The 18,042-nt window shown below is 61.8% G+C and carries 16 protein-coding genes and 1 tRNA gene; 10 read left to right on the forward strand and 7 right to left on the reverse strand.

Translation table 11 applies throughout. The features are described 5' to 3' along the window. Positions 1 to 18: 18 nt before the first annotated feature. The 4 genes from G405_RS0104535 to G405_RS0104550 all read left to right on the forward strand — a co-directional run bounded on the left by G405_RS0104535 (position 19) and on the right by G405_RS0104550 (position 2,750). Entirely contained in the window at positions 19 to 453 is a 435-nt protein-coding gene (locus tag G405_RS0104535) for a tellurite resistance TerB family protein (RefSeq protein WP_040705221.1), read from the forward strand. Between the two features lie 72 nt (positions 454 to 525). Continuing rightward, complete coding sequence (fdxA, locus tag G405_RS0104540) at positions 526 to 858, forward strand: ferredoxin FdxA (protein WP_022700320.1); 333 nt, start codon at positions 526 to 528, stop codon at positions 856 to 858. A gap of 284 nt (positions 859 to 1,142) precedes the next feature. After that, positions 1,143 to 1,661, forward strand: coding sequence for a CarD family transcriptional regulator (locus G405_RS0104545; RefSeq protein ID WP_022700321.1), 519 nt, complete (start codon positions 1,143 to 1,145; stop codon positions 1,659 to 1,661). Between the two features lie 183 nt (positions 1,662 to 1,844). After that, the gene (locus tag G405_RS0104550; RefSeq protein ID WP_022700322.1) at positions 1,845 to 2,750 is read left to right on the forward strand and encodes an RNA polymerase factor sigma-32; all 906 of its coding nucleotides are present in this window, start codon (positions 1,845 to 1,847) and stop codon (positions 2,748 to 2,750) included. 3 nt (positions 2,751 to 2,753) lie between these two features. Here the strand turns inward: G405_RS0104550 and G405_RS16355 are convergent, their stop codons facing one another. The 4 genes from G405_RS16355 to G405_RS0104570 all read right to left on the reverse strand — a co-directional run bounded on the left by G405_RS16355 (position 2,754) and on the right by G405_RS0104570 (position 9,130). Further along, positions 2,754 to 3,545, reverse strand: coding sequence for a hypothetical protein (locus tag G405_RS16355; RefSeq protein ID WP_022700323.1), 792 nt, complete (start codon positions 3,543 to 3,545; stop codon positions 2,754 to 2,756). A gap of 55 nt (positions 3,546 to 3,600) precedes the next feature. Then, positions 3,601 to 5,712, reverse strand: coding sequence for a TonB-dependent receptor plug domain-containing protein (locus G405_RS0104560; RefSeq protein ID WP_022700324.1), 2,112 nt, complete (start codon positions 5,710 to 5,712; stop codon positions 3,601 to 3,603). A gap of 84 nt (positions 5,713 to 5,796) precedes the next feature. Further along, positions 5,797 to 6,207, reverse strand: a complete 411-nt coding sequence (locus tag G405_RS0104565) for a hypothetical protein (protein ID WP_022700325.1) — start codon at positions 6,205 to 6,207, stop codon at positions 5,797 to 5,799. A gap of 136 nt (positions 6,208 to 6,343) precedes the next feature. Continuing rightward, entirely contained in the window at positions 6,344 to 9,130 is a 2,787-nt protein-coding gene (locus G405_RS0104570) for a TonB-dependent receptor (RefSeq protein ID WP_169447492.1), read from the reverse strand. Positions 9,131 to 9,383: 253 nt separating this feature from the next. Here G405_RS0104570 and G405_RS0104575 point away from each other — a divergent pair, with 253 nt between their 5' ends. From G405_RS0104575 to G405_RS0104600, 6 genes are all read left to right on the forward strand, one after another. Continuing rightward, complete coding sequence (locus G405_RS0104575; protein WP_022700327.1) at positions 9,384 to 10,418, forward strand: phytase; 1,035 nt, start codon at positions 9,384 to 9,386, stop codon at positions 10,416 to 10,418. A gap of 51 nt (positions 10,419 to 10,469) precedes the next feature. Further along, positions 10,470 to 10,546 (forward strand) — tRNA-Arg (locus G405_RS0104580). 378 nt (positions 10,547 to 10,924) lie between these two features. Then, positions 10,925 to 11,335: a response regulator gene (locus G405_RS0104585; RefSeq protein WP_267878753.1), complete on the forward strand. Its 411-nt coding sequence runs from the start codon at positions 10,925 to 10,927 to the stop codon at positions 11,333 to 11,335. 78 nt (positions 11,336 to 11,413) lie between these two features. After that, complete coding sequence (locus tag G405_RS0104590; RefSeq protein WP_022700329.1) at positions 11,414 to 12,208, forward strand: SDR family NAD(P)-dependent oxidoreductase; 795 nt, start codon at positions 11,414 to 11,416, stop codon at positions 12,206 to 12,208. A gap of 42 nt (positions 12,209 to 12,250) precedes the next feature. Continuing rightward, the gene (locus tag G405_RS0104595; protein WP_022700330.1) at positions 12,251 to 13,681 is read left to right on the forward strand and encodes a bifunctional enoyl-CoA hydratase/phosphate acetyltransferase; all 1,431 of its coding nucleotides are present in this window, start codon (positions 12,251 to 12,253) and stop codon (positions 13,679 to 13,681) included. Next, positions 13,678 to 14,838, forward strand: a complete 1,161-nt coding sequence (locus tag G405_RS0104600) for an acetate/propionate family kinase (RefSeq protein ID WP_022700331.1) — start codon at positions 13,678 to 13,680, stop codon at positions 14,836 to 14,838. The genes G405_RS0104595 and G405_RS0104600 overlap by 4 nt, the downstream gene beginning before the upstream one ends. On the opposite strand, the gene pgeF is transcribed toward G405_RS0104600, so the two are convergent. Genes pgeF through G405_RS0104615 form a run of 3 tightly spaced genes read right to left on the reverse strand, consistent with a single transcriptional unit; the run spans position 14,835 to position 18,028 of the window. Further along, entirely contained in the window at positions 14,835 to 15,617 is a 783-nt protein-coding gene (pgeF, locus tag G405_RS0104605; RefSeq protein ID WP_022700332.1) for a peptidoglycan editing factor PgeF, read from the reverse strand. The two genes, G405_RS0104600 and pgeF, sit on opposite strands and share 4 nt — an antisense overlap. A 3-nt stretch (positions 15,618 to 15,620) precedes the next feature. Next, entirely contained in the window at positions 15,621 to 17,063 is a 1,443-nt protein-coding gene (locus tag G405_RS0104610; protein WP_022700333.1) for a protein adenylyltransferase SelO family protein, read from the reverse strand. A 38-nt stretch (positions 17,064 to 17,101) separates the two neighbouring features. Then, positions 17,102 to 18,028 carry an alpha/beta hydrolase gene (locus G405_RS0104615; protein ID WP_022700334.1) on the reverse strand — a complete coding sequence of 309 codons (927 nt, stop codon included), beginning with the start codon at positions 18,026 to 18,028 and terminating at the stop codon, positions 17,102 to 17,104. Positions 18,029 to 18,042 lie beyond the last annotated feature (14 nt).

Below are 18,042 nucleotides of genomic sequence, written 5' to 3' on the forward strand. Positions count from 1 at the left end.
AAGTTTTCTGGATTGATCATGTTTGAAACCCTGAAACGCCTTTTCACATCCGCAGAGCCCGCAGCCCGGGACGCTCTGACCCCGGAAGTGTGCACCGCTGCGCTGATGGTTGAAGCCGCGCTCTCAGACGGCATTTACGCCGATGTTGAGGAAGCCGAGATCGTATCCGTGCTTCGCACCGGGTTTGACCTCGATGAAACCAAGGCCGCCGAAGTGTTGCAAGAAGCGGAGGAACTGGCGGAAGCCGCCGTGGACCATCACCGCTTCACACGCGTGGTCAAGCAATTGCCGCGCGATCAACGGCTCACGATCCTGACCGATCTGTGGCGCGTGGTCCTGGCGGATGGCGAACGGGACGCGCATGAAGATGCATTGATCCGACGCCTGGCGCCGCTGCTGGGCTTGTCAGATCGTGACCGCGCCGAAGCGCGGCAAGCCGCCTCGGAACGTTGACAAACGCCCTGCAGGGGGCCATGTCCCCGCCAACTTATCGTCTCTTATCCCTGTCCCGAGGCCGCCCGCGCGATGACCTATATCGTCACTGACGCCTGCATTCGCTGCAAATTCACCGACTGTGTCGAAGTCTGTCCTGTGGACTGCTTTTATGAAGGCGAGAACATGCTCGTCATTCATCCTGACGAGTGCATTGATTGCGGTGTCTGCGAGCCTGAATGCCCGATTGAAGCCATCAAGCCGGACACGGAAGACGATGCAGACGGCAAGTGGCTGGCGCTGAACTCAAAATACGCCACCGTCTGGCCGAACATCACGGTGCGTAAAGACCCGCCCGCCGACTATAAAGAGTTCGAGACCATCACGAACAAGCTGGAGAAATATTTCTCCGAAAAGCCGGCTTGAAAATCTCTGAACTCATTCAAAATCTTAGCGATTGGTTAACCGCCCTCCGCGTGCGGAATAGACACGACTGCGCATCAAGTTGAGTTTTTGCAGTTTTTCTGTTATGATCTTCGTCTTCGGTAAGCGCACAAGCGCGTATTCCGGGACAGCAACCGCCTTGATGTAACTGTATCATAGAAAGTCCGACCGCTGATCTTCCACTTAGATCAGAACGGGTTTTCGTGTGGTCTATTCTGACCCGCGAACATGACCAGTTCGGCAGGCTTTGGACGAGAGGGCCTCGTATGACCAAGAAATCCGCCAACGATAATAAGACGTTCAAGAAAAGCGACTATGTGGTCTATCCAGCACATGGCGTGGGCCGCGTTGTGGGCGTCGAAAAAGAAAGCGTCGCCGGATTTGATATCGAGGTCTACGTCGTCTCCTTCGAGCAAGACAAAATGACCCTGCGCGTGCCGACCGCCAAGGCGACCGATGCTGGCATGCGCCCGCTCGCCAGTGACGATGTCCTGCAGAACGCGCTGAAAACCCTGAAGGGCAAACCCAAGGTCAAGCGCACCATGTGGAGCCGCCGCGCCCAGGAATACGAAGCCAAGATCAATTCCGGCGATCTGATCTCCATCGCGGAAGTCGTGCGCGACCTGCACCGCCAGGAAGACCAGCCCGAGCCGTCTTATTCCGAGCGCCAGCTTTATGAATCCGCGCTCGACCGCATGGTCCGCGAAGTGGCGGCGGTCGAAAAAGTCGACCGCGAGGAAGCGCTTGAGCTTCTGACCACCACCCTGACCAAAAAAGCCGCCTAAACCCCGCTTCGTCCAGTCAGGACATTCACAGTTCAACGCCCCGCCAGAGCGATCTGGCGGGGCGTTTTTCGTTCCACCCCAGCAAATCGTGAACCATCACATCAGAGCGTGATCCAGGTCCGGACATCGTTCGTATAAGCTCACGAACAAGTTAGTGGCCCATGCGAAACGAAAGCGAACAAGATGTCACAATCTGCGCCGACTCGCTCCGCCCCATCGCGCTCCGTCGATCCTGATCGGCGTTACATGAAGCAGGCGATGGATGCTCCTTTGCTCGAGCGTCAGCAAGAGCTGGACCTCGCCACCGCCTGGAAAGAGAAGGGCGATGAAGAGGCGCTGCATGCGCTGACCACGGCCTATATGAGGCTGGTCATCTCCATCGCCGCCAAGTTTCGCAATTACGGCCTGCCGTTCCCCGACCTGGTTTCAGAAGGCAATATCGGTCTGATGCAGGCCGCCGCCCGCTTCGAACCGGAACGCGAGGTTCGCTTCTCCACCTACGCCACCTGGTGGATCAGGGCCTCTATTCAGGATTACGTCCTGCGCAACTGGTCCATCGTACGCACCGGCACCACCGCCGCCCAGAAGTCCCTGTTCTTCAATCTCCGCCGTCTGCGCGCCCTGATCAAGGACACGAGTTCTGGCGCGCTGACGCCGGAAAACCGCGCCTATGTGGCCCAGGCCCTGCGCGTCGGCGAAGACGATGTGGAGAAGATGGCGAGCCGTCTGGCTGCTGTGGATCGCTCCCTTAACGCCCCCTTCACCGAGGATGGTGAAGGCGAATGGCAGGACTTGCTACAGGATGACAACCCGGACCCCGAAACGCAGGTCATGGAAGGCCGCGACCAGAACCAACGCTCGCAATGGCTCGGCCAGGCCTTGGGCCGGTTGAGCGAGCGAGAACAGCTCATTATCCGCGAGCGCCGTCTGGGCGAAGATTCTGTCACGCTTGAGAAACTGGGCGAACGCCTGGGCATCTCAAAAGAACGTGTCCGACAGGTCGAGCATCAAGCGCTGAAAAAACTCAAACAATATCTGACCGAAGTGGTCGGAGACCCGGAAGAAGCCGGCCTGATCCCTACCGACTGACGTTCAAGGCAAAGGTGTCGGGTCTGGCGCATCGAGGATTTCGATCTGCGCCGGACTCGACACATGGATCATGGGTCCATTCTCGGCATACAGCCAACCTCGTACGCGAATGACGGCGCCCTCCAACTCGGCCGGGTCCGAAAGCCCCTGCGCTTCAAACCGCTCGCGGTCCGCCCGGTTCAGGCTCACCGTGAAATCCGTGCGCCAATTCAGGCCAAAATTGAGATAAAGGCGGCCATTGCGCGCCTCTCCCACCGCCACGACGCGGCCTTCAATGATCTGGGCGCTGTCGAGAGTCTGGGCCAGGCGGTCCGGGTCCGGATCTCGGATTGTAAAATCACCGCTGCCCCAAGCTCCCTCTGCGGCCAGTCGCGCTTCAGCTTCCAGCGCATACAGACTATGGGCGCGCTCGTCCCCGCCAGGTCTGGGCCAGACCATGGCTTGGCCGGAGCGCACCATTTCAGCATCCAGATACGCCTCATCCTCCATCCGATCAAACAGCGCCAGAACCACAGCCCGTTCATATCGGTCGCGTCCCGCCTCTGTTTCGATCAACATCAGCGCCGGCCCTGCTTCATCAAGAAGACGTTGAAGCTGTTCACGGGAGTGCGGCGTCTCCGCGCCTCGTATTCCTGCAAGCAGGGCGGTTTGCCGTGCGCCCTCCTCATCCAGATAAGTGAAGCTGTGACCCGAGCGCGCGCCCAGAGGCGCGACGCTCGAAACCTCGGCCCGTTCCGGCGCATGACAGGCTGACAGGCTGGCCAAAACCAACACGCAAAGCGCGATTTTGAGCATTTAGAACTCCCCCAGAAGGGGAGCATACTGCCTGTCAGCCTCACAAGATCAAAGCCTAGAAGCGGGTATTGAGCCGCAACCAGACTCCCGCGCCAGCGCCCGGCAGACGTTCGCCAACGGGCACGCCGAGACCGGAATTGCGATTATAGCCCGCCAAATGATCGCGATAGGGCTGGTCGAGAATGTTCTCGACGCCCGCAGACAGGCTGACCTGATCATTGACCGCCCAGCGCCCGTAAGCGTTCAGCACCACATGACCCGGAGTTTCCAGCTCGCTGTTCTCGGCGGACACCTTGTCTTGCTCGGCGACCATCAAAGTTTCGACGGTCGCGGACCACACCGCCTGCTCATAGGTGGCGCTCAGGCGCAAGCTGGCGGGGGTGATGCGGTAGAGGTCATCGTCCACATCATCGCGTTCGCCACGCACATAGGTCAGCACGCCGTCCAACCGCCAGCTCGGCGTCAGGACCAGACCGAAATCCGCATCAATGCCGTAAAGCCGCGCATCCACATTGGAAAACCGCAAGGGCGTCGGATCCCCATTCATCGCCGACACCATTTCAAGCGGCGTGTCGGCGACGCCCGGCGTATTCGGATCTGCCGGAACGCCCTGGATATAATCCTCGACCCAAGCAACATAGACGGTCGGCCGCAAATACGCCCGGTCTGACGCATAGTCGAAACCCGCTTCCAGGCTGGTCGCCACTTCCGGGTTCAGATCCAGCGTCCCCACATAGGTGTTGCCGTCCGCCAGACCGCCAGACGCCGTGATCGGCAGCCAGCCATAGCGCTCCACCTGCCCGGCGACGCGGGATTTGCGCGCCAGCGCGCCCCGCAGCGTCAGGGTTTCTGTGACGGGACGCGCAAGGCGCAGCAGGCCGTCCACCGTCATATCATCCCAGGACCGATCCGCCGAAGAGAACGCCGCCGCCAACATGCGCGGCCCCATGGGCAGAGCCGCTCCAAGCGACGGCTCGCCCGCATCTGCATCATGAGCGTCGAGCCGCACGCCGGCATACAGCTCGTAAGCCGAGAGCGGCCCCTCCCATTCGGCATAGGCGCCCGTACGCGCCAGCTCCACATCAGGAAACGGCGTTACGAAGAAGTCTGCATTCATGGGATTGGTGATGGTGGTGTCATGACGAATGTCTGCGCGGTCCAGTCCGAGACGCAAGACGCCGTCACGCAGGGCGCGTTCCGCATCGAACCCGAATGTCACGGTTTCAGAACTCGCCAAAGTCTCTCGCCAGCGCATGGGCGCCGGCGCCGGGCGTTGATCAAAGTTGTTCATCGCGTGATCGACGCGCGCATGCTCGGCGCGCACTGACAAGCTCCATGCCTCAACCTGCGTATTCAGGCCCAGACGGCTCGTGGAGGTGTCCATATAGCGAATGTCCATGGGGAAAGGCGGGTTGCCCGTCTCACCGCCTTCCTGGCGCCGGAAGTCCGCCGTCACTTCAGTGTTCGCGGTCAGGCGCAGGCCATAGCCCAAACCGTAGACATCGCGCGCATGGCCGGTCCCATTCAGGGGGCCATAGGGCGTGTCTCGATCCTCACCGCGCTCGGTGGATGCGATCACTTCAAAGCGCTGACGATCCGTCGCAATCCCGGCCACGCCGCCGACGGCATAGCTTTCGTCGACGCTGCGCACGATGGAGGTGATATCCGCGCTCAAAACGGGGCTGGCGGTCTCGGCATAGTCGACATGCTTGAACACCGCGTTCACACCTGCGCTCAGGGACGGACCCTGGCTCACCTGCGCCGGGCCGCGTGTCACTTCCAGCCGCTCCAGCAAGGGCGCCGGCGCATAATGCAGCGGCGGATCCATAAGGTTGGGGCCGCCCGAATGGAAGGCCTGCCCATCAAGGCGAACAGCGACACGCGCGCCATACAGGCCGCGATACTGGACCTGACCCGATAGCGCGCCGTTATCCACGAGCGCCGCGCCAGGCAGGCGCGCAGCGAGCCCGGCGGCGTCCGGCGCCACCGCGGGCGCAAGCTCGGTGGAGACGGCAGTCGTGTCTGGAGACAAGGGCGAGCGGCCCGTGACGGTGATGACATCCACCCAGCGTGGATTGTCAGACTGGGGCGCAGCCTCGGCTGTTGAGGTTGAGGCTGCGGCGGACAAGGCGAGCGCAGACGCGCCCGCACACAGGATGACAGACATGGTTTCTCATTTCACAGAACAGATTCCGCGCCCGCCCCACGGGACAGACGCCGACACGCGCCTTCGGGCGCGGCGAGGAGACGATCAGCTGTAAAACGGAGGTGCGCGCAGCCCGACGGGAGGGCCGGTGGGCGTGCGGGGGCTCGCCTGATCCACCCGCAAGAAAGCGGGTTCGGACTGGATCGGTGTTCGGTGCGCCAGGCGCGGCGCGTCTGCGATCACCGCCGCAACATGCCCCAGCGCGCAGGCGACGCAGTCATAGGGTTCAAAGCCTGACGGGTGGTCTTGAGGCTCTTCCAGTCCGGTCAGTGCGACCAGTTCGGCGATCTGGGCGCGGGCTTCCGCGTCCAGCTCCATCGCCAGCGTGCCGCACAGATATTTCGCCTCATCAAACCCAGCGGCATAGGCCGTCGCCGCCATGGACGACCACAACGCCTGCAAGGCGATGAAGGCCGCCGCAATCCGGCACAGGACAGGGTGAGACGCACGAAACATGACAGCGCTATAAGACAAGCTCGCCTTTATTGGAAATACCCGGCGCGCGACATAGTGCAGCGGACAGCAAAGCGCCCCGGAGCTGTTCGCTCCGGGGCGCTTGCAGTCCATGGCGCGTCGTTAAAGACGCTCAGGCCTAGCCGCCAAAGGTGTAGCGGAAGCCGAACTGGGTCTGCCAGCCATACTCTTCATACTGGGAGTTCAACTCAACTCCGCCATCACGGAAGGCCGCACGGAACGGCTCGTCAAAGGCGTTCTTGAAGTCGAAATACAGACGCAGATTATCGGTCAGATCGTACTTGGCGGAGAAATCAATCTGGGTGTGTTCCAGAGCGATCCGGTCTTCCGCCGCTTCGCCGCCCAGCTCATCAATGAAATCGTCGCGATACGACAGCGCAGCGCGCAGATCGAGACGTCCGTCATCATAGCCAAGCATCAGGTTGAAAACGTTCTGGGACTGCAGAGGCAGCGTGATCTCACGACCATCCGCCAACGTCGCTTCGGAGTCCACATACGTGTAGTTCGCACCGATGAGGGTGTGCTGCAGAACGCTCGGCAGCATGGTGAGCGCCTGCTGGTAGTTGAACTCGAAGCCCAGCAGATCCGCCTCGTCGATATTGGCGAAGGTGGTCAGCTCGTTGATGTCTGCGCCATTCAGCTGGCCCGGATTGTCATCCACGAAGGTCGCGATCAGATTGTCGATCGACTTGTAGAACACGCCGCCGGAGATCACTGCGTCTTCGGTAGGATAATACTCCACCATCAGATCAAAGTTCTGGGCCTGCTGGCGATCGAGATCCGGATTGCCGGCTTCGGCCTCGTCATCATCGTCGATGACGATGCGCGGCGCCGTCTGCGCCAGGTTCGGGCGCGAGATCGAGGCGTAGTACGCACCGCGCACGATCACGTTCTCGGCGGCTTCATAGCGCAGGTTCACGCTGGGCAGCCAGTCAGTGTACGCGTTCTCGGCGCTGACCGAGGTGACGCTCTCAAGATCTTCGTCGATCTGGTTGCCCGTGGTGTCAAACTGGGTGTCTTCAACCCGAACGCCCGCAACGATACGAAGGGCGTCGATGTCCACAGAGCCCATCAGATAGGCCGAGAAGACGTCTTCCGAGGCGGAATAATCATCCCCGGCGCTGGCGAACAGCGTATCGGTGTCATCGAGTTCGAAATTGGCGCGGTTGGCGTTGAAGAAACCGCGAACCGTCTGAGGCACTGCAGCCGGACCGAACTCACCCAGCGGATACTCCACCGACGACGCGAAACCGGCCAGGGTCAGGTCATCGCCGGATCCATCGTCATAGCCGCCATACACCAAAGTGGTTGCATCATAGGACTTTTCACGGGTGCGATACTGAACGCCGGATTTCAAAAAGCCGAAATACTGACCGAACGCCATGTCGCGCTGAACGTTGAACTGGAAGGACCATTCGTCATCTTCCGCAACGCCGTTCAGGAACTCCAGATCATCAAACTCATAGTTTGACGCATCCAGATAGGCGGCCTCGGCGGCGGCGTCGCCGAAAATCACTTGCGGCAGCATGGCGTCGTTCACGTTGACGCCGAAAACGCCCTCATCGAACTTGGCGCGAAACCCGGTATCGATCCGGTCGGGCTCGGCTTCTTCGGCATAGGCGTAGGCCAGCTGGTAATCGAGCGTCCAGGGACCGGTGAAGGTCTCGCCGCCCACAGCGATGGCGTAGATGGTCTGCTCTTCCAGACGATCCTTGATGTCGCGGTCGACTTCGAACTCATCGCCGGTGGAGGCGTCAAAGAAGGCGCCGCCTCCCGACGAGCTATCGAGATAATCAGGGTCTTCAAACTTGTTCTCGACCCGCGAGCGATATTCCTGATCGGAGAAATCGGAATAAGTCGAGCGCAGATAGAGGTTGGTGGATTCAGTGGCGTCAAAATCGAGATTGAAGACCACGGAGGTGCGTTCGCGCGTGATGTCGTAATTGCGGTTCTCAAACTCACCCGGGAACGGAACCGACACGCCGGTTTCCCAGCCGCCATCCACTTCGGCGTTTTCCGAGCCGAACTTGCGGAGCTGGTCGGAGATCGACAGAGCGACGCCCAGACGGCCATCCATGAAGTTGTCGGCGAAGGTCAGAGAGCCGCGATAGCCGAACTCTTCCACCACATCGGCATAAATGCCGCGCAGGCTGAACTGCAGCAGGCGCTCGTCCTGATCCAGGCCCGAAAGCGTCTCGATCTCGATATTGCCGCCAATGGTGTCGCCAGACATGTCCGGGGTCAGCGATTTGGAGATCACGATCGAGGACAGGACATCGGAATCGATCACATCGAGCGGAACCTGGCGGTTGTCCGCTTCAGGGGACGGCAGGCGCACGCCGTTCACCGTGGTGGTGTTCAAGTTCGGGTCGATGCCGCGGATCGAGACAAAGCGGCCTTCGCCCTGATCGTTGAGCACGTTGACGCCCGCGATTCGGCGAGCGGCTTCCGCCACGTTTTCGTCAGGCAGGCGGTCCACAGCGTCGGCTGACAGAACAGAAATGAGACCTGCTGCGGCCCGCTGTCGGTTCAGCGCGCTGGTCAGCTGACCGCGCTGACCGATGATGAGAATATTGTCATCGGCGGCGACGTCCGCGCCCAGCACGAAATTGGTCTCGACCTGATCGTCGGCGCTGATCAGGGTGACGGAACGGGTCTGGGCGTCCGCGCCCAGATAATCCACCACCAGGGTGAAATCACCTGCCGGCACATTGCTGAGACGGAAGGAGCCGTCACGCGCGGAGGACACTGTTTGACCGGTCTCGGAAATCCGGACAATAGCGCCCTGAAGACCGACCGTTCCGGTCGATTCTGTCACACGGCCGGTAATCTCGCCCGCTTGGGCCGCCCCCGCCGCAAGCGCCATCATGGACGCCGCACCCAGCAAACTGGTCATACGCTTCATCTGAAAGTCCCCCGACATAAATCAAGACGCAATAAGTCACGCGCAAAACTGCACGCTGAGAGGAAGAGGTTATGAAGAGCTCTGACGACACTTTCATGTTGCCTGCGATACGGCTTTATGTCGGCTGTACGCACTCAATATGACAATGCTTGAACGCGACTTGTCCAAGACAGGACACTCCCTTTATGCAAGCTGCCGAGAGAACCGGTTCAGTCCGACAAAAGGGGGATGCGTTATGCGCACGACAGTTTCTATGCTCTTTGTGACAGCGTGCGCAGGCGCTTTAATCGCCTGTTCCGGGGCTCCCGCGCCGAGCCTTCCGCGCGTCTCTGTCCCCGCCAGCATGGAAACCGCAGCCGTCGCCGGCGCTGGCGACGCGGCGGATGATCCCGCCCTGTGGCGCGCCGCAGACCCGGCCCGGTCGCGCATCCTCGGCACAGACAAGAAAAGCGGGCTCTACGTCTACACGCTGGACGGAGAAACCGCTCAATACCTGGCCGCCGGGCGCATGAACAATGTCGATGTGCGCTATGGCTTTGAGGCCGGCGATGAGACCGTGGACATCGCGGTCGCCTCGGATCGCACCAATATCGCTCTGGCCGTGTTTTTCATCGACCGTGAAACGGGAGCGCTGAGCGCGGCGCCCGGCGGGGTCCTGCCGCTCGATTTTGTCGATCCCTATGGCCTGTGCCTGTATCAGCGCCCGTCCGACAACGCCCTGTTCGCCTTTGTCACAGAAGACGATACCGGTCGCCTGATGCAGCAACGCCTGCGGTTCGAAGACGGGGCGATGCGCAGCGAGACTGTACGCAGCTTCTCCCTGGGCACGATCACCGAAGGCTGCGCCGTCGATGATCAGACGGGCACGCTTTATATCGCTGAAGAGAATGTGGCGGTCTGGGTCTATGACGCAGATCCTGAGAGCGGCGATGCGCGCTCCAAGCTGGCGGACGTGAACTCTGACAGCCTGATCGCCGATGCGGAAGGCGTGGCCCTGTGGCCGCAAGACGGCGCCGCACCCTGGCTCGTCGTCTCCAGCCAAGGCGACAACGCCTATGCTGTCTTCAACACCGCTGACAATGGCCTGATCGGTCGTTTCGAGATCAATGGCGGCGAGATCGACCGCACCAGCGAAACAGACGGCATCGACGTGCACGCCCTGCCTTTGCCTGGCTACCCCGAAGGCGTGTTCCTGGCGCAGGACGACGCCGAAGACACGGGCGGCCAGAATTTCAAACTAGCGGACCTCGCCGCAATCCGCGCCGCGCTGACCCAGGCGCCGCAATAAGCATTCGCCGGGGTGACGCGCCTGTCATCCCGGCTTATTTTCCCTGCGCGTGTCCCCGTAGCTCAGCAGGATAGAGCATCAGATTCCTAATCTGAGGGCCACTGGTTCGAATCCAGTCGGGGACACCAGCCAGCTGACAACCTGACTCCCCACTCACGCGCCGCAATTGCCGAATCAGCGCAGGCGAGCCTGTTTGTCGACCCGTCGCAGACCGGGATTGCGAAATGGAGGCGCCGCGCCGAAACCTGTCGGTTCAGTTACAAAATGAACACAAAGATGAACAGAAACGGTCTTCAAGACTGCCGGAGCGTAAGCACTTGCGCAGCAACCACAATCACAGGCAATAACACACCCGACCTGAACAAGCTTTCACTTGACCCCTGAGAATGCTTCTTAGCAACTGTTCAAAATTCAACATTATCCGAAATATCGCTTTTCACAGTCAAAACGTCACATTAGCGTCAACATGGACAAAAATTTAGGCTTGGGGATGCCCTATGAAGGCGATGGGAACATACAAACCTACTCTGCTCCTGGTTGAAGATGACGACCAAGAGGCTTTTCTGTTCGAGAAGATGCTCCGCGAAGAATCCGGAGCGGCCGTTATCGATCGCGCCGTGGAAGGTGAGCAGACCCTGGACCTTGTGCGCTCCAATCCTGATTATGATTGTATTGTCCTTGACCTGAAGCTCGCGGGTGAAGACGGCGTCTGGGTTCTTGAGCAGCTGTCACAGAATCCCGCCTTCTCCCATATCCCGGTGATTGTCTTCTCAGGCGATGCAGAGCGCCTGCAACAGGCCTGCTCACAGTACGCCAATGTGGTCTCGTCAGTGCGCAAGCCTGAAACGCTTGAGCAATATCGCGCCGCCCTGACCATCGTTATGGCGATCCTTCACGCAGCGCTGGATGTGGCCTGATCCGGCGCCCACCTTGCGCCTTGCGACTTGTCCTTAACCGTTTAAGCTTCCTGCAAAACCATGCGGGAGGACAGAGCAGTGGATCTCAACGGTAAAATCGCCATCGTCACCGGCGGCGCCAGCGGCATCGGCAAGGCTTGCGCGTCCGCCTTTCATGCGCGCGGCGCCAAAGTCGTCATCGCAGACCTCAATCATGACGCCGCCAAAGCGGCGGGTGAACAATTCGGCGGGTTCGGCCTGGGCGTCGACGTCACCGATGAATCCGCGCTGGCGCGTCTGGTCAATCGGGTGGAGCGTCAGCTGGGGCCTGTGGACATCTTCATGTCAAACGCCGGCATTGGCGTCTCTGACGGCCCTGGTTGGGGCGCAGGCGATGCGCCAACCCCGTCCTGGGATGCCTGCTGGCAGGTCAATGTCATGGCCAGCGTCTTCGCTGCACGCATGCTGGCGCGCTCAATGGCGGAGCGGCACGGTCACTTCATCATCACGGCTTCGGCGGCCGGCCTGCTCAACCAGATCGGCGACGCCCCCTATTCCGCCACCAAGGCGGCGGCGGTATCGTTTGCCGAGAGTTTGGCGATCACCCATGGCGATGACGGCCTGAAGGTTCAGTGCCTGTGCCCGGAAGGCGTGAATACGCCGCTGGTAAAGGGCATTGAAGGCGGCGCCCAGGGGCTAAGCGGCTATCTCGAACCTGAAGAGGTCGCGGAGACGCTGCTCAAGGCCATGGAGGAGAACCGTTTCCTGGTGACCACCCACGCCCAGACCCCCGAATACGTCGCCAAGAAAGGCAGCGAGCGGGACCGCTGGGTCGGAGGCATGCGCAAACTGCGCCGCATGCTGGTTGAAGCCAATAACGGTCGACCTTTGTAGCGCTCGGGCACACAATGCGCGCTCGAATACAAGGAGTGCGCCATGACCGAGACAGCGGGCCGACAGGGTCTTGATCTATCCGCCCTGAGCGTAGGTCAACGCGCGGAAGAGGTACGGCGGATCACGCCCAATGCCTTGGTGTTCTATACCCATGCGTCGGGCGACCTTAATCCGCTGCATATTCCGGAACTGGATGGCGATGGCGACGGCAAGCCCGAGGGGATTTGCCCGCCCGCCTTTCTCGCCAGCCTGATCTCTTCCGTGGTCGGCCAACGCCTGCCCGGACCGGGCTCGCGCGAACGCAGATGGCGCTTTGAAACGGGCGAACCCGTGTGCATCGGCGATGAAGTGGCGATCCGGGTGCATCTCATCGCCAAGCACAAGGATTACGTCACCCTCTCCGCCAGCGTAGATGGCCCCGACGGCCCCGCCTTGAGCGCTGAACTGGATGTAGTCCCGCCCAGCCAGTCGCGTCATTTCGGCCCGTATGACTTGCCGGACCTGATGGTGCAGCGCCACCGCCATTTCGAACGCTTGCTGACCGCCTGCCGCGATATCGCCCCTGCCGTCACAGCCGTCGTTTGCCCCCAGAGTGAAGATGCCTTGGCGGGCGCAATGGCGGCGGCGGATCGCGACTTGATCACGCCTATACTGGTGGGCGATCCAGACGCCATCGCCAAGGCCGCACAAGCTGCCGGGCGCTCCCTTGACGGCATCCGCATTGAAGCGGCGCCAGACGCCCAAAGCGCGGCGACGCTCGCCTGCAAGCTGGTGGCGGACGGGCAGGCGCAAAGCCTGATGAAGGGGCACTTGCATACCGACACCCTGCTGCGCGCCGTGCTGAACCGCAGCCATGGGCTGCGCACTGAACGCCGCTTGTCCCATGTCTTCGTGATGGACGTGCCCGCCCATGACAAGCTTTTGCTGGTCACGGATGCGGCGGTGAACATTGCGCCCGACCTGTCGGCCAAGGCCGACATCACCCAGAACGCCATCGACCTGGCCCGCGGGCTTGGAATTGCACTGCCCAAGGCCGGCATCCTGTCAGCGGTGGAGACCATCAACCCGGCCCTGCCGTCGACGCTCGACGCCGCCGCCCTGTCGAAAATGGCCGATCGCGGCCAGATCACCGGCGGCCTGGTGGACGGGCCGCTGGCCATGGACAACGCCGTGGATCTGGAAGCGGCGCGGGTGAAGGGGCTGACGGGCGCTGTCGCAGGCCGCGCCGATATATTGGTCGCGCCCAATCTGGAGGCGGGCAACATGCTGGCCAAGGAGCTGACATTTGTAGCGCGCGCGGAAAGCGCCGGCGTGGTGCTGGGCGCGGCAGCCCCCGTGATCCTGACCAGCCGGGCGGATTCTGAGTTCTCGCGCCTGATGTCCTGCGCGGTGGCGGCGCTGCACGCCCAATGGCTCAAGACCGGTCATCCCGCGCCCGCCCTCACTCAATCCGTGCCAGAGGCCGCACAATGAGCCTTGTGGTGCTGAATGCGGGCTCGTCCTCGCTCAAATTCGCCGTCTTCACCGCCAATGGCCAGAACCGTCAGCTCACCGGGCATATCGATGGTGTCGGCGAAGCCATGCAGCTGACCTTGAAAAGAAACGGCGCTGAAGAAACGCAAGCTGTCCCGGCCGCCGCTGATCATGGCGGCGCCATGGCGGCGGCGCTCGACATCCTGGCCGATGAAATCGACGATCAGGTGCGCGGCGTCGGGCACAGGATCGTACATGGGGGGACCCGCTTCACCGATCCTGTAATTCTGACCCCGGAGGTTGAAGCGGATCTTGACGCGCTCAGCCCGCTCGCCCCTCTGCACCAGCCGCACAATCTGGCGGGCGTGCAGGCGGCGCGGCGCGCCTTTCCTGACGCCATTCAGATCGGATGCTTCGACACCGCGTTTCATCGCACCCATCCCTGGGTGAACGACACCTTCGCCCTGCCGCTGGAATACTTTGACAAGGGCGTGCGTCGATACGGGTTTCACGGCCTGTCCTATCAATGGCTGACACGGCGTCTTGGGGACCTGTCTCCGGGCGGGCGGCCGCAAAAAGTGATTCTGGCGCATCTGGGCGCCGGGGCATCCATGTGCGCGGTCAGGGATGGCCGATCCATCGGTTCCACCATGGGGTTTTCCGCGCTGGACGGGCTGCCCATGGCCACGCGCTGCGGCCAGATCGACCCCGGCGTCCTGCTGCACCTGATGGAGGCCGAAGGCCTGGACGCCGCCGCCCTGACCGAACTTCTGTACAAACAGAGCGGGCTGAAAGGCCTGTCGGGGCTATCCGGCGACATGCGCGTGCTTGAAGCCAGTGAGACCCAAGAGGCGGCGCAGGCGCTGGACTATTTCGTCTTTCGCTGTCGCCGGGAAATCGGGGCGTTGACGGGCGTGCTGGAGGGTCTGGACGCATTGGTGTTCGCGGGCGGTGTGGGCGAGAACGCCCAATCCCTGCGCAAGCGCATCTGTTCAGGCTTTCAGTATCTCGGTCTCGCGATCGACCAGGACGCCAATCGGGCTGTGCGCGACGACGCCGCCCGGATCAGCGCAGCGGACAGCTCGGTCGATGTCTGGATGATCCCGACCGATGAAGAGGCGGTGATCGCCGACGCCATGGTCGAGCTTCTGTCCTAAGCCGTCAGCATGATGACGCCGCACTGACCGCCGAAATGACCGGCATGGCCGTCCCGCGCCGCGCGGCGACACGAGAAGAACCGGTCCTCGTCCGCAAAGGTGCAGGCCTCCAGCCATTCTATGGCGTCTTCTGACAGCCCGGCGCGCACCAGCTGACGCCGCGCACCTTCGGAGACGTTCAGCCCTGCGCCGCCCTCGCTGTCGCGCGGCAAGGCTAGTCCGTCATCAAGCGGTCCGAACATCGTCTCGAATTGCTCAAGCACTTCCGGACCGACCCGGTAATTTTCAGGACTGACAGCGGGGCCGATCACAGCCTGCAGCGCTTCAGCGCGACTGCCATAGGCTTGGTTCAAGGCGTTGATCGCCGCAGGAATGACCTCGGCGATCACTCCGCGCCAGCCCGCATGAATAGCGGCGATGGCGGCGTTCTCGGGATCATAAAGCAGGACCGGCGTGCAATCGGCGGTCTGGGCGCACAAGGCGAGGCCGGGCTGATTGGTGATCAGCGCATCGCCTTCACCAGCGGACCAGTCCTCAGGGGCGGCGTCCACCTTCAGCACTGTCGCGCCATGAACCTGATTGGCGAAGACCAGTCGGGCGCCGTCGAACGCCTGTGACACGCGGGCGCGATTGGCTTCGACGGCGGCTTTGTCGTCGCCGCGCGACCAGGACAGGTTCAGGCTGGCGTAAGGACCGGTGCTGGTCCCGCCTGTGCGCGTGGTGAAGCCATGCGCAATGCGGTCATCGCCAAACCCGTCCGCACGTAGAATGTCCAGCATGCCCTACTCCGACAGAAAGCCGATCCGGTCCCGGCCCAGATCATAAGCGCGGCGAGCCTCGCTCACATCCGTCAATGTCTGCTCGAAAGCTGACCAGTCATCATCTGCGGCGATCGGCGCCCAGAGGCCTTCCACATGGTCAATGGTCATATGAACAGGATCCTCGCGCTGGAAATAGGAATGAGACAGGCGCTCGGGCCGCACAGGCGTCCGCGAACTCAGCGCCTCGATCACGGGCGCGAAGGCGTCCTGACGATACAGGCCTGACCGGTCTGAATGCAGCGCGCGTTCGCGCGACGCCTCACCGCCGAACCAGTCGAAAAACAGGGCTTCAAACGGGATCTGAAGCTCGCGACCAGCGTTCAAAAGACCGCTGACCAGTTCGCCGTCGCTGTCATCGCCCAACGCTTCAACACCCAGCCTGTGATGAAAGGCGTGGGTGATCTCGCGCTTGTAAAGCTCAGGGTACCGTTCCAGCGCCTGGATCAGGCCGTCGCGTTCGCCCACAAGGCTCAGCGCCGCCGCCAGTTGCTGAAGCGCCCAGAACACGCTCTCGGGCTGACGCGCATACGCGTAAAGCCCCTGTTCGTCAAAATAGGCGGCGGTGAAGCCCGGTTCAAAATACGGCAGGAAGCGCCAGGGGCCGTAATCAAAACTCTCACCAGTCACCACCAGATTATCGGTGTTCAGAACGCCGTGAACAAACCCCGCCGCCATCCATTGCGCCGCCAGCGTCGCCGACCGTCGCACCACAGCCTCCAGCAAGGCCGTCGCCCGATCCCCCTCAAGCTCAGCGGCTTCTGGCGCCAGGTTTTCAATCGCATACTCGACCAGTTCAGAGATCAGGTCCGGCCGGTCATGATAGGCATGACGCTGAAACACCCCGAAGCGCAGATGGGAATGCTGCAGCCGGGTCATCACAGCCGAGCGCGTCGGTGACGGTTCATCGCCGCGGTGAAGCTGTTCGCCGGTCTCAAACACCACAAAGGTCTTGGATGTGTAGACGCCAAGAGCCTCCAGCATTTCAGAGGCCAGCACCTCACGCACCGCACCCTTGAGGGTCAAACGCCCATCGCCGGAGCGCGAATACGGCGTCTGGCCCGAGCCTTTGGTCCCCAGATCCAGCAAGCGGTCATGGCTGTCACGAAGCTGGGCGTAAAGAAAACCCCGCCCATCGCCGATCTGCGGATTGTAAACGCGAAACTGGTGGCCGTGATAGCGCAGGGCGCGCGGCTCGGTCTGATTGTCCGGCAAGGGCGAGAAGCGATGGAAATACGCCTGGCGCTCTGCGTCATCCAGCCCGTCCAACCCGACCTCCTGCGCCCAGCGCGCATTCCACCAGCGCAAATGCGCCTGGGGGAAGTCGGCAGGTTCCACAGTGTCAGAAAAGGCGTCGCCCAAAGCGGCGAAACGCGGATCGGCTTGGTATCTGGGTGTTACGCTCATGGCGTTGAGCTAAGATATGCCCCCGCCCTCGGCAAGGCTCAGGCCTCAAAGGTCTTGCTGAGCGAGCGCGCAGACGCCTCGATCGCCGAAATGCAGGCGGGAAACAGGCGTGACATGTTCAAGAAGCCGTGCGGCACGGTCTTCCAGAGCTTGTATTCCACCGGGACGCCCGAGGCTGTCAGCCGATCGCGATAGGCCGCGCCCTCATCAAGCAGCGGGTCCATCTCTGCGGCGAGGATATAGGCGGGCGGCAAGCCCTGCAGATCGTCCGCCAGAAGCGGAGAAATCCGCACATCAGCCGGATCGGCGCTGGCGATGTAATGCTTGCGGATCTCTTCGAGCGTGAACTCGGACAACAAAGGACCTTCCTGCCAGCGCGGACGATCTTTCTTGGTCTGCAACAGTTGCATCAGCGGATAGAGCAAGAGCTGATAGTGCAGCTGATCGCGGCGTTCACGCGCGACGCTCGCCGCCAGATTGCCGCCAGCAGAATCCCCGCCGACCGCGAGACGGTCTGCATCAAAGCCGTAGGCCGAAAGCTCCCCAGCCAGCGCGGCGTCCATGGCGGCGAAGGCGTCATCAACGGCTGCGGGAAAAGGATGCTCGGGCGCCAGTCGATAATCGACCGAACAGATGCGCACGCCCGACACCGCCGCGAGACGACGGCACAACGGATCATGCGATTTGAGCGAGCCCACCATGAACCCGCCGCCATGATAGAAAATCAGGCCCGGTCCGCTGTCAGGTTGCGCGCCATAAGGCAGATACACACGCGCCGGGCGCGCACCCGCGCCGCCTGCGATCTCGATATCATGGATGGCTGCGACCGGAGGCGGCGCGACCTCCACCAGTTCCTCCATCCGCGCCATGGCGTCGCGCATGGCGGTGACGGTTTTCTGCGGGTTGAACAATTCGTTCAGCCCGGCCTGACTGATCCAGGTGTCGAAGAGTGAAGGGTCGCTCATGTCTTAAAGCTGTC

It is taken from the genome of Oceanicaulis alexandrii DSM 11625 (genome assembly GCF_000420265.1).
Classification (GTDB): domain Bacteria; phylum Pseudomonadota; class Alphaproteobacteria; order Caulobacterales; family Maricaulaceae; genus Oceanicaulis; species Oceanicaulis alexandrii.